Source organism: Pseudoalteromonas sp. 11L1, assembly GCF_055397545.1.
This window is the reverse complement of record NZ_AP041141.1, coordinates 3,337,066-3,349,648: the sequence shown is the minus strand read 5'-3', so window position 1 is coordinate 3,349,648 and position 12,583 is coordinate 3,337,066. Positions and strand designations below refer to the sequence as shown.

General features: G+C 39.4%; 17 protein-coding genes. 12 read left to right on the top strand and 5 right to left on the bottom strand.

The window, feature by feature from the left end:
- Window positions 1-91 precede the first annotated feature (91 nt).
- The 4 genes from ACZ5WS_RS15650 (at window position 92) to glpG (ending at window position 3,567) form a co-directional block, all read left to right on the top strand.
- Window positions 92-1,288, top strand: a complete 1,197-nt coding sequence (locus ACZ5WS_RS15650; protein ID WP_138605097.1) for a glycine C-acetyltransferase — start codon at window positions 92-94, stop codon at window positions 1,286-1,288.
- Between the two features lie 52 nt (window positions 1,289-1,340).
- Window positions 1,341-2,366 (top strand): L-threonine 3-dehydrogenase, encoded by a 1,026-nt coding sequence (tdh, locus tag ACZ5WS_RS15645; RefSeq protein ID WP_013464286.1) that lies wholly within the window; start codon window positions 1,341-1,343, stop codon window positions 2,364-2,366.
- A 65-nt stretch (window positions 2,367-2,431) separates the two neighbouring features.
- Window positions 2,432-2,749: a thiosulfate sulfurtransferase GlpE gene (glpE, locus tag ACZ5WS_RS15640; protein WP_010390998.1), complete on the top strand. Its 318-nt coding sequence runs from the start codon at window positions 2,432-2,434 to the stop codon at window positions 2,747-2,749.
- Window positions 2,746-3,567 carry a rhomboid family intramembrane serine protease GlpG gene (gene glpG, locus ACZ5WS_RS15635; protein ID WP_138605095.1) on the top strand — a complete coding sequence of 274 codons (822 nt, stop codon included), beginning with the start codon at window positions 2,746-2,748 and terminating at the stop codon, window positions 3,565-3,567. Before glpE ends, glpG begins: the two co-directional genes overlap by 4 nt.
- On the opposite strand, the gene ACZ5WS_RS15630 is transcribed toward glpG, so the two are convergent.
- Window positions 3,564-3,962, bottom strand: coding sequence for a flagellar basal body-associated protein FliL (locus ACZ5WS_RS15630; protein ID WP_464709726.1), 399 nt, complete (start codon window positions 3,960-3,962; stop codon window positions 3,564-3,566). The two genes, glpG and ACZ5WS_RS15630, sit on opposite strands and share 4 nt — an antisense overlap.
- A 248-nt stretch (window positions 3,963-4,210) precedes the next feature.
- Between ACZ5WS_RS15630 and ACZ5WS_RS15625 the strand changes: the two genes are divergently transcribed.
- Entirely contained in the window at window positions 4,211-4,756 is a 546-nt protein-coding gene (locus tag ACZ5WS_RS15625; RefSeq protein WP_138605094.1) for a chorismate--pyruvate lyase family protein, read from the top strand.
- Complete coding sequence (gene ubiA / locus ACZ5WS_RS15620) at window positions 4,753-5,631, top strand: 4-hydroxybenzoate octaprenyltransferase (RefSeq protein WP_464709725.1); 879 nt, start codon at window positions 4,753-4,755, stop codon at window positions 5,629-5,631. Before ACZ5WS_RS15625 ends, ubiA begins: the two co-directional genes overlap by 4 nt.
- On the opposite strand, the gene ACZ5WS_RS15615 is transcribed toward ubiA, so the two are convergent.
- From ACZ5WS_RS15615 to ACZ5WS_RS15605, 3 genes are all read right to left on the bottom strand, one after another.
- Window positions 5,628-6,248 (bottom strand): 2OG-Fe(II) oxygenase, encoded by a 621-nt coding sequence (locus ACZ5WS_RS15615; RefSeq protein ID WP_054201981.1) that lies wholly within the window; start codon window positions 6,246-6,248, stop codon window positions 5,628-5,630. The genes ubiA and ACZ5WS_RS15615 overlap by 4 nt on opposite strands.
- Window positions 6,249-6,342: 94 nt before the next feature.
- Window positions 6,343-7,221 (bottom strand): LysR family transcriptional regulator, encoded by an 879-nt coding sequence (locus ACZ5WS_RS15610; RefSeq protein ID WP_138605089.1) that lies wholly within the window; start codon window positions 7,219-7,221, stop codon window positions 6,343-6,345.
- 243 nt (window positions 7,222-7,464) lie between these two features.
- Window positions 7,465-7,914 carry a DUF2721 domain-containing protein gene (locus ACZ5WS_RS15605; protein ID WP_131690620.1) on the bottom strand — a complete coding sequence of 150 codons (450 nt, stop codon included), beginning with the start codon at window positions 7,912-7,914 and terminating at the stop codon, window positions 7,465-7,467.
- 75 nt (window positions 7,915-7,989) lie between these two features.
- Between ACZ5WS_RS15605 and ACZ5WS_RS15600 the strand changes: the two genes are divergently transcribed.
- Genes ACZ5WS_RS15600 through tsaD form a run of 3 tightly spaced genes read left to right on the top strand, consistent with a single transcriptional unit; the run spans window position 7,990 to window position 9,984 of the window.
- Window positions 7,990-8,352, top strand: a complete 363-nt coding sequence (locus ACZ5WS_RS15600) for a putative signal transducing protein (protein ID WP_010391010.1) — start codon at window positions 7,990-7,992, stop codon at window positions 8,350-8,352.
- Window positions 8,336-8,926, top strand: coding sequence for a YjaG family protein (locus tag ACZ5WS_RS15595; protein ID WP_008115608.1), 591 nt, complete (start codon window positions 8,336-8,338; stop codon window positions 8,924-8,926). The genes ACZ5WS_RS15600 and ACZ5WS_RS15595 overlap by 17 nt, the downstream gene beginning before the upstream one ends.
- A gap of 44 nt (window positions 8,927-8,970) precedes the next feature.
- Entirely contained in the window at window positions 8,971-9,984 is a 1,014-nt protein-coding gene (tsaD, locus tag ACZ5WS_RS15590) for a tRNA (adenosine(37)-N6)-threonylcarbamoyltransferase complex transferase subunit TsaD (RefSeq protein ID WP_036979790.1), read from the top strand.
- Window positions 9,985-10,007: 23 nt separating this feature from the next.
- Here tsaD and plsY read toward each other — a convergent pair whose 3' ends face one another.
- Window positions 10,008-10,613 carry a glycerol-3-phosphate 1-O-acyltransferase PlsY gene (plsY, locus tag ACZ5WS_RS15585; protein WP_010391012.1) on the bottom strand — a complete coding sequence of 202 codons (606 nt, stop codon included), beginning with the start codon at window positions 10,611-10,613 and terminating at the stop codon, window positions 10,008-10,010.
- A gap of 207 nt (window positions 10,614-10,820) precedes the next feature.
- Here plsY and folB point away from each other — a divergent pair, with 207 nt between their 5' ends.
- From folB to ACZ5WS_RS15570, 3 genes are read left to right on the top strand one after another with little or no spacing between them, the layout of a single operon-like run.
- Entirely contained in the window at window positions 10,821-11,180 is a 360-nt protein-coding gene (folB, locus tag ACZ5WS_RS15580; RefSeq protein WP_075170696.1) for a dihydroneopterin aldolase, read from the top strand.
- Window positions 11,181-11,669 (top strand): 2-amino-4-hydroxy-6-hydroxymethyldihydropteridine diphosphokinase, encoded by a 489-nt coding sequence (folK, locus tag ACZ5WS_RS15575; protein WP_464709713.1) that lies wholly within the window; start codon window positions 11,181-11,183, stop codon window positions 11,667-11,669.
- Window positions 11,666-12,466 carry an undecaprenyl-diphosphate phosphatase gene (locus ACZ5WS_RS15570; RefSeq protein WP_010391016.1) on the top strand — a complete coding sequence of 267 codons (801 nt, stop codon included), beginning with the start codon at window positions 11,666-11,668 and terminating at the stop codon, window positions 12,464-12,466. The genes folK and ACZ5WS_RS15570 overlap by 4 nt, the downstream gene beginning before the upstream one ends.
- Window positions 12,467-12,583 lie beyond the last annotated feature (117 nt).

The window sequence follows — 12,583 nt, the reverse complement described above, 5'->3', positions numbered from 1 at the left end:
CAATTTGGCGCTTAAACTTTTACAATACCCGCATTATAAATAGCAGCAACGCGTCTGCTGTTTAACCCGTTCAACCAAATGGAGATCACAGATGAGAGCATCTGCTTTTTTTAGCCAATTACAACAGCAAATCGAAGACGTTAAAGCTGAAGGTTTGTACAAAAATGAACGTGTTATCACTTCACAGCAGCAAGCTCAAATTGAAGTGGCATCAGGTGATAAAGTTATTAATTTTTGTGCTAACAACTACTTAGGTTTAGCTAACAGCCCAGAGCTAATTGCAGCTGCACAAAAAGGTTTAGATGACCATGGTTTCGGTGTGGCATCTGTGCGTTTCATTTGTGGCACACAAGATATTCATAAGACGCTTGAGAGAAAAATCAGTCAATTTTTAGAGACTGAAGACACCATTTTGTATTCATCATGTTTTGATGCGAATACAGGCTTGTTTGAAACTATTTTAGGTGCAGACGATGCGATTATTTCTGATTCATTAAACCATGCTTCTATTATTGATGGTGTTCGTTTATGTAAAGCAAAGCGTTTCCGTTATGCAAATAACGATATGGCAGATTTAGAAAAGCAATTAATTGCAGCCGATGAAGCCGGTGCTAAAACTAAACTAATTGCTACTGATGGCGTGTTCTCAATGGATGGCGTTATTTGTAATTTAGAAGCAGTGTGTGATTTAGCCGATAAATATGACGCACTCGTTATGGTTGATGACTCACATGCCGTTGGTTTTGTTGGCGAAAACGGTAAAGGTACACCTGAGTACTGTAATGTACTCGACCGTGTCGATATTATTACTGGCACCTTAGGTAAAGCGCTTGGTGGAGCTTCTGGTGGTTATACCTCAGGTAAAAAAGAAATTGTTGAGTGGCTTCGTCAGCGTTCTCGTCCTTACTTATTCTCAAATTCATTAGCGCCTTCAATTGTAACAGCGTCAATCAAAGTACTAGAAATGCTTGAAAATGGCGGTGAGCTTCGCGCTAAGCTATGGTCAAACGCTAAATACTTCCGCGAGCAAATGGAAACGGCAGGTTTTACCTGTGCAGGTAAAGATCATGCGATTATTCCAGTGATGCTAGGGGATGCAAAAGTAGCGTCACTTATGGCTGATAAGCTTTTGGCCGAAGGGATTTATGTAACTGGATTCTCATTCCCTGTTGTACCAAAAGGTCAGGCGCGTATTCGTACCCAAATTTCTGCAGCGCACAGCAAGGAACAGCTTGATACAGCCATTGCAGCATTTACCCGTATTGGTAAAGAGATTGGTGTTATTTAATTTTCTTGTTAAATCGCGGTTATAGTCGCGATTTTTTAATTGAGTGTGGATTATGAAAGCATTATCAAAGTTAAAAGCAGAACCGGGCATTTGGATGACAGATGCGCCAAAGCCTGAAGTAGGCCATAACGATCTGTTAATTAAGATACGTAAAACGGCTATTTGTGGCACCGATGTTCACATTTATAAGTGGGATGAGTGGGCACAAAACACCATTCCTACGCCTATGGTGGTTGGCCACGAATACGTGGGTGAAGTAATTGACATGGGACAAGAAGTTCGCGGTTTTGAAGTTGGTGACCGTGTATCGGGTGAAGGTCATATAACCTGTGGTCATTGTCGGAACTGTCGTGCTGGACGCGTTCATTTATGCCGAAATACAACCGGTGTGGGCGTTAACCGCGAAGGTGCATTTGCTGAGTACCTAGTGATCCCAGCATTTAATGCGTTTAAAATCCCAGATAATATTAGCGATGAACTGGCCTCTATTTTTGACCCGTTTGGTAATGCAGTACATACCGCTTTATCGTTTGATTTAGTGGGTGAAGATGTATTAATCACTGGTGCAGGTCCTATTGGTATTATGGCTGCAGCTGTAGCTAAACATGTAGGTGCACGTCATGTGGTTATTACCGACGTAAATGAATACCGCCTAGACTTAGCGCGTAAAATGGGCGCAACGCGTGCTGTAAACGTTGCAAATGAAAAGCTTGAAGATGTAGCTAAAGATCTAGGTATGACCGAAGGCTTTGATATTGGCTTAGAGATGTCAGGTGTTCCGAGTGCATTTAATGCCATGCTAAATAACATGAATCATGGCGGCAAAATTGCTATGTTAGGTATTCCACCTTCAGATATGGCGGTCGATTGGAATCAAGTAATTTTTAAAGGCTTAGTGATCAAAGGTATTTACGGTCGTGAGATGTTTGAAACTTGGTACAAAATGGCCAGCTTGATTCAATCAGGACTTGATTTAAAACCAATTATTACTCATCAGTATTCAATTGATGACTTCCAAGCTGGCTTTGATATGATGATTTCAGGCCAATCGGGTAAAGTAATTCTTAACTGGGATTAATTATCCACTGTTAAGAGAATTAAAGGCGGCATTTGTCGCCTTTTTTGTAATTATAAGAGAGCACTATGGCATTTAAACATATATCAATCGCACAAACCCTCGAACTGCTAGACAAAGAAGATGTGGTGATTGCTGATATTCGCGATCCTAACTCGTATCAGACAGGGCACATTCCTGGCTCTGAAGCGCTTTCAAATGCAAATATCGCCCAATTTATGATGGAAAAAGAGTTTGACCAGCCGATTATTATTGTTTGTTATCACGGCATGAGCTCACAGGGTGCAGCAAGTTACTTAGTAGAGCAAGGCTTTGAAGATGTTTACAGCATGGATGGCGGTTTTACTGCGTGGGAAGCCGCTTACAAGGATAAAGTAGCACGATGATAGAGCTAGGCAGTCTAACTAACCCCCGTGCTGCACAGGGCTTTATAGATTACCTAAAAAGCCAAGGGCTTTCAGGGCAAATTCGTACTGAGGATGGCCATACGCTTGTTATTAGTGTGGCACCTGAAGACTTTCATACAGTGCAGCCTTTATGGAACGAATTTGCTAAAAACCCTAATCATGAGCGTTACCAACAAGCATCATGGCAAGTAGGTACTACGCAGTCACCGCTAAAGTATCAAGGGCAGTCGCTTAATTTAGTCGCCCGCTTTAAAGCCTTAAGCTGGCTTAATCAAGGTGTTAGTATTCTCAGCATTGTTGTTTATGTTGCTTTTTTATTTGGTGCGTTTGAGCCTATTTATATGGCGTTGCAGTTCAATCCTGCATCACCACTTACCTGGTTAACACCTGCTATTGTGCATTTTAGCGCTATGCATATTGTGTTTAACTTAATCTGGTGGGTATCGCTGGGTGACAACATTGAAAAGCAATGTGGTAAGTCGAGTTTAATCGGGCTGTTTTTAGCTACCGCTTTAATAAGTAATTGGGCACAGTACTTAATGGTCGGTCCTAACTTTGGTGGGCTTAGCGGTGTTGTATATGGGTTATTAGGCTTTTGTTGGATTTACAGCGCGCTTAACCCTAAACAGCCTGCACTGGTTACAACCGCAATTGTTGGTTTTATGCTGGTATGGTTAGTACTTGGTTTTGCAGATGTATTATTTGTTGGAATGGCTAATTGGGCACACTTAGGTGGGCTTGTTAGCGGTATGGCTTTTGCCTATACCGCCCAGCTTTTTAAAACAAAAAGCGCCTAATGATATAAATATTTAGTAAATAACAGGTCTCGGATTATTTCTTGGCCTGTTTCTTCCTTAAGTAAGCTTTTTAGTTTTTCTGCGCTTTTAAGGCGAATTTGCTCACGCCCTGTTAAAGACTTTATTTTGTTTTCAGGCTCTTTTGATAATATCTCTACTAGCGCATCACGTAACAGCGGGGTGTGGTGTTCTACAATGGCAATATCGGATGTTTTGTTTAGCATTAAATCTACCGTGACACGAACGTAACCCATTTTTTTACTCGATGGGCCAATGTAATTGGTAATAATGTCTGGCTCAAACCCAAAATAACCCACAGTAGACTCAGCACGTGCTGATAAGCTATTTAGGCTGACTAAAAGAATAAAAAGGCCTGTAAATACTGTTTTTTTCATTTCAAAAGCGTTTCCGTAAACTAATTACAAATAGTTTATACTTATTAGTAAATAAGATACAGCAAGATGCTGTTATTTGTTGTGTTTGTAAAAGTACTCTGGACTCAAGTTTGGGATAGGCAATAGAGAGAGTCAAATGCTGGTTAGCTTTTTATGACACAAGATGTGCTTGGTATTGAGTAAATCGCGCTTTTTCAAATTCGTTGGCAATGTTATGATCTCTCAGATTTTTTTCAAGTAGAGTTATTGTGATTACTTTTCCTCTTTCTTTATCTGCTGATTGGCAGAGTACCGCTCAAGTCACTGGCTTATCTAACGCTGAGAAAGAGTGGTTATTTGAACCGCATTCTTTAACGGCTAAATTAAAAAGTCAGTCTCAGCGTTTTGCTGTAAAAGTGTTGAGTGAGCAAAAAGTAGACCTTTCGCAATCACAGCAAACGCTATTAAGTGAGCAGGTAAGTACAGTACTTAACCGTGAAGTGTTACTGTTGTGTGATGAACAACCGATTGTTTATGCTCAAAGTTGGTTGCCAATAACAAGTAACAATACAAACAATCAGCTGCACAATATGGGAGAACGCCCGTTAGGTGATGTAATCTTTCAAGATCCTGCGTTAAAGCGTACCGATATTGAAATTGCGCGCTTTGATGATAGCCACTCATTTCAATCACTGGTGAGCGAACTTAATTTACCGAATCGCTCTTTACTGGGCAGACGCAGCGTATTTTCTTTACATAACTATCAATTTTTGGTCTGTGAGGTTTTTTTACCAGGAGCTTACTTATACTCATGAAACTAGCCGCTTTGTCTGTTAATCATATTCCCTATTACATCCAGTTAATGCGAATTGATAAGCCCATAGGCACCTTATTGCTACTTTGGCCAACTTATTGGGCACTGTGGATAGCGAATGATGGCTTGCCTAGCTTAACAAATTTTATTGTGTTCACCCTTGGGGTAATAGTTATGCGTAGCGCAGGGTGCGTTATCAATGACTTTGCAGATAGAAAAATTGATGGCTCAGTAAAGCGTACTTGTCAGCGGCCGCTAGCGACCGGAGCGGTAAGTAGTGGCGAAGCCATTAGTTTGTTTTTATTACTCGTTGTCATCGCTTTTTTATTAGTATTACTGCTTAATACCAATACTATTTTGTTATCGTTTGGTGCACTTGGATTAGCGTTTTGTTATCCCTTTATGAAACGTTACACACAACTTCCTCAAGTTGTATTGGGTGCGGCTTTTGGTTGGGCAATCCCTATGGCTTTTATGGCATCAATAAACTCTCTACCCGTGCAGGCATGGTTGCTATTTATTGCCAATATTTGCTGGACGGTGGCTTACGACACTATGTACGCAATGGTTGATAGAGACGATGATTTAAAAATAGGAGTAAAATCAACCGCTATTTTATTCGCCAGTTATGACCGCCATATTATAGCGCTACTTAACTTTAGCTTTTTTGCGTTGATGGTTTTAATTGGGTTGATGAATCAAATAGGATTTAGTTTTTGGTTGGGATTAGCTATTGCAGCAATGTTACTTGTGTATCAACAGCGTTTGATTCATTTACGCCAGCGAGATAATTGCTTTAAAGCATTTTTAAATAACCATTACGTAGGACTGGCTATTTTTATTGGTTTATTATTTTCTTACCCCGTTTTTGCTTAACGGGGTGGGTCGATAATGCCACTAATTGACGCGTTTTTTCTGAACCAACCAGCAATCGAATAGCGGTTATCAACAGCAGGAAGTACTTCATGTACAAAGCGTTCGCTTTCAAATAATACCAAAGTGCCTGCCGTGGGTTTTATTACTATTTCTATGTCTTTACTTTTAGGCTTGTAAATAACTAGCTCTCCACCTTCCTCTGGAGAGTTCAAATATAATACGGTAGTAAAAACACGGTTTGAACGACCTTTAAATGCATCTACATGTTTTTTATAAAAATCACCTTGCGTATATTTTGCATAGTGACATTCATAATCAAACAAACCCATAAAGAAAGTTCGATTAAGCGTATTACGAACTGCTTCCATTACTTGCTGGTAGCCAAGTTGTGCATTTGAACTGCCATCAAACCAATAGGTTTTGTCTTTACGAACTGTATTATCAATTTGCAAGTTATTTAATCGACCAATACCAGCAAGGCTAAAGTGTGGATTTATTCTGTAGCAATCTGCCATTAAATCAAAGATTAGGTCACTATCAATGGCGTTTTCAATAATGGCATAACCATGCGTTTCAATCTGCTCTAGATAAATTCCAGAAGCTGTAAAGTTGTTCATTAACGCTAGTCATAATAGTAGGGAGCGTTAGTTTAATGTAAAAAAACTTTAAAGCTACAAATTTATCGCGTTCACCAAAGCGCATGGTGTAATGTTATGCTTTTGAGACTTTATTTATTAGCGAGAGTAAGTGGTCAACATGCTCACCTGCTTCTATTTGTTGGCTGGTTTGCACAATAAGTTGCTCATGGCTAATATCGTTATTAGTTTTAAGTTGAATCAAATTTTGGTTTTCTGCCACAGAGCTGGTGTGTTCAATACCGGCAATCGCAAAATGGTCTGATTTTTCAAGTCCAGCCATGACCTGCTCAATACTGCCCACTTTAATAGTTGATACTTTATTTAATGAGTCTACTACTTCATTAAGCATTGATTGCACTTGTTTTGACTGTGAAAAACAACTGAACATTGGATAACTTTCGAGTTCTTTTTTACTAATATCGCTTTTATTTGCTAAAGGATGTTGTTTTGAACAAAATAAAATAAGCTGATCAGGTAATTGTATGTCGCTACCAATGCTATTGACTATTTGCGAGCATACACTAATGTCAATTTCGCCTTGAAGTAACTTTCTATGAAGCTCAGTTTTGTTTTGTAGCTGCATTTCGATTTTAACATGCGGGTATTGGCTTAAAAATTCACCGCAGGTAATTGGTACTATGCTGCTAGTTGTTGTGGTGTAACCAATAACCAATTTTTTCTCTTCAGTGCCATTAATTGACTGAAAAGCACGATGTTTTATTTGTTCTAGCTCATTGAGGGTATTTTTTGCAAAGTCGAGGAAAAGCTCCCCCGCTTGAGTTAATTTAACTGAGCGAGTAGAGCGAGTAACAAGCTCATAGCCAAGTTCTGTTTCAAGAGTTTGAATACTACGAGTTAACGCAGATGTGCTAATTTGGGTTTGTTCTGCAGCTTGCCTAAAATGACGAAGTAGGCCAAGCGCTACAAACTGTTCTAATTGTTCAAATCTCACTATATAGTCCTTTTTTATAGGTAAGCTAGGGGAATTACAGATTAAATACTGACTTTATATCCCTATAGTTCAGTTGAAGTAATGTTTTTAACCACCTCATTAGATTAACTTTCTTTTTGCCTTATTTAAAGAGAATAGTTGCTAAAAGTTGTTATACCTTTGGGTAATGTTAAGTAACTGTTGGGTTTTATCATTAGCCTAATTTGTGCAATTTTATAACCGTTTTCATAGAATTTCGGTTTGTTAATTGCTGTTTTTGCTTTTAGAGTTAGGCTCAATAAAATTTTTACTCACTCTGTTGCTTAAAGGCTTATTTTCGATGTTTTGCAATTCAATTTCTATGGCATCACAAGAAATGTGAATTTCAAATAAGGAGGTAAGCAAAGATAGGCTTAAGCAACTTAAACTGACACCAAATAAAATAATGCCCGTGGTATTAAATTCTATAAATAATGCGAACATAGATAGCGTACATAATAAAAAAGCAGCGACTCCGTATACTTGCATGGTTCTTATTAATTTTATTCGCTTTCTAAGGTTGGTTATTTGCGCCACCACAACAGGACGAATAGATTCCCCTTCACGCGCATTCAGTTCTCGTATTAGTTGCGCTAGCACTAAAAATCGGTTTGTATAGGCGAGTAACAACAACGAGATTGCTGGAAAAAGTAAACCTGGAGTAGTTAGCGTCATAATGTGTCCTTAAATCATATTATTTGCTTTAGGTTACGCAGGCAAATTGTACACATAAAGTAAATGAGGTGGATATTGCAAAATATTAATAACAGCGATTCAAATATAACATCATTTGATTGGGTTACGCTTTATAACGCAGAAAATAGTTTAGAGGCCAATATAATAAAAGGATTGATTCTGAATGCGGGAATTGAGTGTCAAATTAAAGGCGAAATGCTGCAAGGTGCAATGGGCGAGATCCCGTTTGAGCAAACACAAGTAAGTGTGCAGGTTTATGCGATAAAAGAGCGCCATGCACGCGAAATATTGGTAAACTATCAGCAAGTAAAACAATCCGCTCCAGATTGGGTGTGCCCTAACTGTAATGAGCATAATGGATCAACATTTGATTTTTGTTGGTCATGTGGGACTTTAAAGAATGACAAAAGCGAATAATTTTCAGCGTATTAGAGAGTTAAATTACCTGCAAAAAGCGGTATTGGCCAGTGCGTTAATAGAGCGTATGTTGCCTAATTATGGACTGTTTAGTGAGGCTACCGGTTTTGGCGATGAGGTTATTTTACGTAATGCTTTAAATGTATGTTGGGAAAAGATACTGCTTCCTAAAAGTAAGATTGATTTAGAAAAGCAAGTCGAAAAAATTGAGCCTAATGTACCTGAACTTGCTGATTTTGATATGTTTGGCACTTACCCTGCCATTGACGCTGCCACCTCATTATTGAGCTTAATGCATGGCCTTTTAGCACAAGACGAGCAAGAATTTGTTAATGTGAGTAAAATATCGCAGGCAACTGTGGCTCGCTTTATTGAGTATCAAATGACGGTTGAAGGGGATGTTGCTGATAACAAAGCAGTACGTGAACACCCACTAATGCAATACGAAATAGAGGTATTAGGTGAACTAATTGATTTTGTAGAAGCTATGGGGCGTATTACTGCTGAAAATGTAAAAGCATTGAAAAAGCATGTCCTTGCTGATGGCCAAACTAACATTGGTTTAGCACTTTAAGTTATTTGTTTTAAACACCTTGTTAGGTGGCAGGAGAATTAACAATGCGAATTTTAGGCATTGAATCATCATGCGATGAAACTGGTATTGCTATTTATGATGATGAAAAAGGGCTACTGGCTCATCAATTATATAGCCAAGTAAAAGTACATGCTGATTACGGTGGTGTGGTACCTGAGCTTGCATCTCGCGATCATGTACGTAAAACATTGCCGCTTATCGATGCGGCATTTGCACAAGCTGGCTGTGGACCTGAAGATTTAGACGGTATTGCCTACACGGCAGGACCAGGTTTAGTAGGGGCTTTGTTAGTAGGTACCTCAATTGGTCGCTCTTTAGCGTATGGTTGGGATATTCCTGCGGTGGCAGTGCATCACATGGAAGGGCATTTATTAGCGCCAATGCTTGAGGAAAACGTTCCCGAATTTCCATTTATAGCTTTACTCGTATCTGGCGGTCATACCATGATGGTAAAGGTCGCGGGCATTGGCCAATACGAAGTATTGGGTGAGTCGGTAGATGACGCTGCAGGTGAAGCATTTGATAAAACGGCTAAATTACTTGGGCTTGATTACCCTGGCGGTCCTCGTTTAGCTAAAATGGCTGAGCAAGGCGTTGCCAAACGATTTGTTTTTCCGCGCCCGATGACAGATAAGCCTGGTCTTGATTTTAGCTTTAGTGGCTTAAAAACCGCCGCTTCGATTGCTATTCGTGAAAATGATAGTGACGAGCAAACTAAAGCAGATATTGCCCATGCATTTCAAACAGCCGTTATAGATACTTTAGTGATTAAGTGTAAGCGAGCACTAAAACAAACGGGTATTAAACGTTTAGTCATAGCCGGTGGTGTAAGTGCTAATACGCAACTACGTTTGCAACTAGAGCGTGTGATGCAAGGTATGAAGGGCGAAGTGTATTACCCACGCACTGAGTTTTGTACCGACAATGGCGCAATGATTGCTTATGCTGGTATGCAGCGTTTAAAAGCGGGACAGTTTGCTTCGCTTGATATGAAAACTAAACCACGCTGGCCAATCGATAGCCTAGAAGCAATATAGTTAACCAGAACCTAGGTTAGTTATTACTTCTTATCATTTGTAGGGGCTTGTTTAGTCCCTACTTTTGGTTCTTCACCCTTAAATAAACGCACAATATTAGTGCGATGCCTAATAATGATCAGTAGCGTAATAAAGGTCACGGGTAAGGTATATAACGGCTTTATCCACCATGTATATAAAGGCGCTAGCGTCACAGCTACTAACGCTGCAAGCGATGAGTAGCGGGTAATCGCGACAATAATCAGCCAAGTACCAATCAATAACCCACCCAAAGAGAGCCCTATCGGCAGTAACGAGCCAAATGCTGTTGCGACCGCTTTACCCCCTTTAAAACTAAAAAATAATGGGTACATGTGCCCTAAACATGCTGCAACCGCAATTAAACCAAGCTCTAGCGGCTCAAGTTTTAAAAAGTAAGCACCCCAAACAGGAATAGTACCCTTTAAAATATCAAATATTAAAACTAAGCATGCGGGGAGAGCGCCGCCTAAACGGTAAACATTGGTTGCTCCTGGGTTATTGGAGCCATTTGTGCGTGGATCGGGAAGTTTGAATAGCCGCGACACTAAAATGGCCGATGAAATCGAGCCGAGCAAATAGGCTAATACAAACATTAAAATGACTAACACGCGCTTCCTTATTTTTTAATCATTACTTTTAAGCTATTATTGGCGTCAAAATTTACGGGTTTCTTAAATTACTCGCAATTTTGTAATTATTCTATTGTAGAAGTAATTTTAGTATATTTAAACACTGATTAAAGTATATACAGTATTAATTTGATTGATACAATATGTAATTAACTCAGTGACTTGTTACAGTCATTTGGAGTATCAATGGACAAGGTATTTATATCACAATTGCATGTCGAAACGATTATCGGGGTGTATGATTTTGAAAAGAAAAGTAAACAAAGCCTATACTTTGATATTGAAATGCTAAGCGACATTAAGCCTGCAGCACAAAACGACGATATTAACTTAGCATTAGATTACGCTAAGGTAAGTGAGCGAGTTATCGAGCACAGTACGGCTAAACCAGTCGAGCTTTTAGAAACGCTGGTGGAGCAATTAGCGCAAATTATCTTAACCGAATTTAATACTCCTCAAGTAACAATAAAAGTTAGCAAGCCTGCTGCAGTTCCACAAGCGCAAACAGTGGGTGTAGAGATTACGCGCATTAAGGCTACGGCTTAAATGGCGCAGATATTTATTAGCCTAGGGTCAAACATTAATAAAGCTGAGCATATTCGGCGTGCTCTAGTGGCGTTAAATCATCACTTTGAAAACACACATCACTCATCAGTATTTGAAAGTGAAGCTGTGGGTTTTGCCGGTAATAACTTTTATAACTCAGTACTTGCAGCCACCACTAACATGGCGCTTGTTGATGTTTGCGCGTTATTAAAACAAATTGAACGCGACAATGGTCGCCAAGCAAATGATAAAAAGTTTAGCCCACGTACACTGGATCTCGATTTACTCTTTTATGATGATGTAATTTGCGAGAGCCCAGCACAATTACCGCGTGACGAAATTACTAAAAATGCCTTTGTCTTGCAGCCTTTAGCTGAGGTGGCCCCTGATTTTTATCATCCGGTAGCAAAACAAACGATTGCCCAAATATGGAATGCATATAACAACCCTCAACAAAAGCTATGGAAGGTGGAGTTTTCTAACCCATGAGTATTATAGAAATAATTGTTTTAGCCCTAATTCAGGGATTTACTGAGTTTTTACCTATATCGAGTTCGGCACACTTAATTTTACCATCACAAATTTTAGGCTGGGAGGATCAAGGGTTAGCGTTCGATGTTGCTGTTCACGTAGGCACTTTAATTGCGGTTGTTATTTATTTCCGTAAAGAAGTAGCCGATATACTCGGTGCTTGGTTTAAATCGTTTGGCGTGCAGGGCACAACAGATGATAGCAAACTAGGTTGGTGGATCATTTTAGGTACTGTGCCAGCAGCTATTTTAGGCTTGTTATTAAAAGATTTTGTTGAACTGTACTTACGCAGTGCATGGGTGATTGCGACCACAACAATCGTATTTGGTCTATTGCTTTGGTACGCCGATGCCAAAGGTAAGCAAATAAAAACAATCTATCAGCTAAACTGGAAAACGGCCCTCATTATTGGCTTTGCACAAGCCGTTGCAATGATCCCTGGCACTTCACGTTCAGGTATTACCATGACAGCGGGTTTAATGTTAGGTATGAACAAACAAAGTGCAGCGCGCTTTTCGTTTTTATTAGCTATTCCAATCATTTCAATGATGGGTCTTTATTATACTGCAGAGCTTGCCCTTGGCGATCATATCGTAGATTGGACGGCATTATTGTTAGGTGTAGTGCTGTCGTTTTTATCAGCTTATGCTTGTATTTTTATGTTTTTAAAAGTGATTGAGCGAATGGGAATGCTACCATTTGTTATTTATCGTTTATTATTAGGTGTCGGTTTAATATTCTTTTTAATGCTATAAGTTATTAATCTTCAGGAAAGCCTCCCACTTTGGGAGGCTTTTTTATTTGCGCCAAGGGTTAATGGTAACTTAAGCTAAATTTTGGCATTATAACGCCATTAAATTTTGCCCTAGAGC

Coding starts and splice junctions, on each gene's coding strand:
- ACZ5WS_RS15650 (WP_138605097.1), top strand. CDS start 92: ATGAGAGCATCTGCTTTTTTTAGCCAATTACAACAGCAAATCGAAGAC.
- tdh (WP_013464286.1), top strand. CDS start 1,341: ATGAAAGCATTATCAAAGTTAAAAGCAGAACCGGGCATTTGGATGACA.
- glpE (WP_010390998.1), top strand. CDS start 2,432: ATGGCATTTAAACATATATCAATCGCACAAACCCTCGAACTGCTAGAC.
- glpG (WP_138605095.1), top strand. CDS start 2,746: ATGATAGAGCTAGGCAGTCTAACTAACCCCCGTGCTGCACAGGGCTTT.
- ACZ5WS_RS15630 (WP_464709726.1), bottom strand. CDS start 3,962: ATGAAAAAAACAGTATTTACAGGCCTTTTTATTCTTTTAGTCAGCCTA.
- ubiA (WP_464709725.1), top strand. CDS start 4,753: ATGAAACTAGCCGCTTTGTCTGTTAATCATATTCCCTATTACATCCAG.
- ACZ5WS_RS15615 (WP_054201981.1), bottom strand. CDS start 6,248: ATGAACAACTTTACAGCTTCTGGAATTTATCTAGAGCAGATTGAAACG.
- ACZ5WS_RS15605 (WP_131690620.1), bottom strand. CDS start 7,914: ATGACGCTAACTACTCCAGGTTTACTTTTTCCAGCAATCTCGTTGTTG.
- ACZ5WS_RS15595 (WP_008115608.1), top strand. CDS start 8,336: ATGACAAAAGCGAATAATTTTCAGCGTATTAGAGAGTTAAATTACCTG.
- tsaD (WP_036979790.1), top strand. CDS start 8,971: ATGCGAATTTTAGGCATTGAATCATCATGCGATGAAACTGGTATTGCT.
- folB (WP_075170696.1), top strand. CDS start 10,821: ATGGACAAGGTATTTATATCACAATTGCATGTCGAAACGATTATCGGG.
- folK (WP_464709713.1), top strand. CDS start 11,181: ATGGCGCAGATATTTATTAGCCTAGGGTCAAACATTAATAAAGCTGAG.
- ACZ5WS_RS15570 (WP_010391016.1), top strand. CDS start 11,666: ATGAGTATTATAGAAATAATTGTTTTAGCCCTAATTCAGGGATTTACT.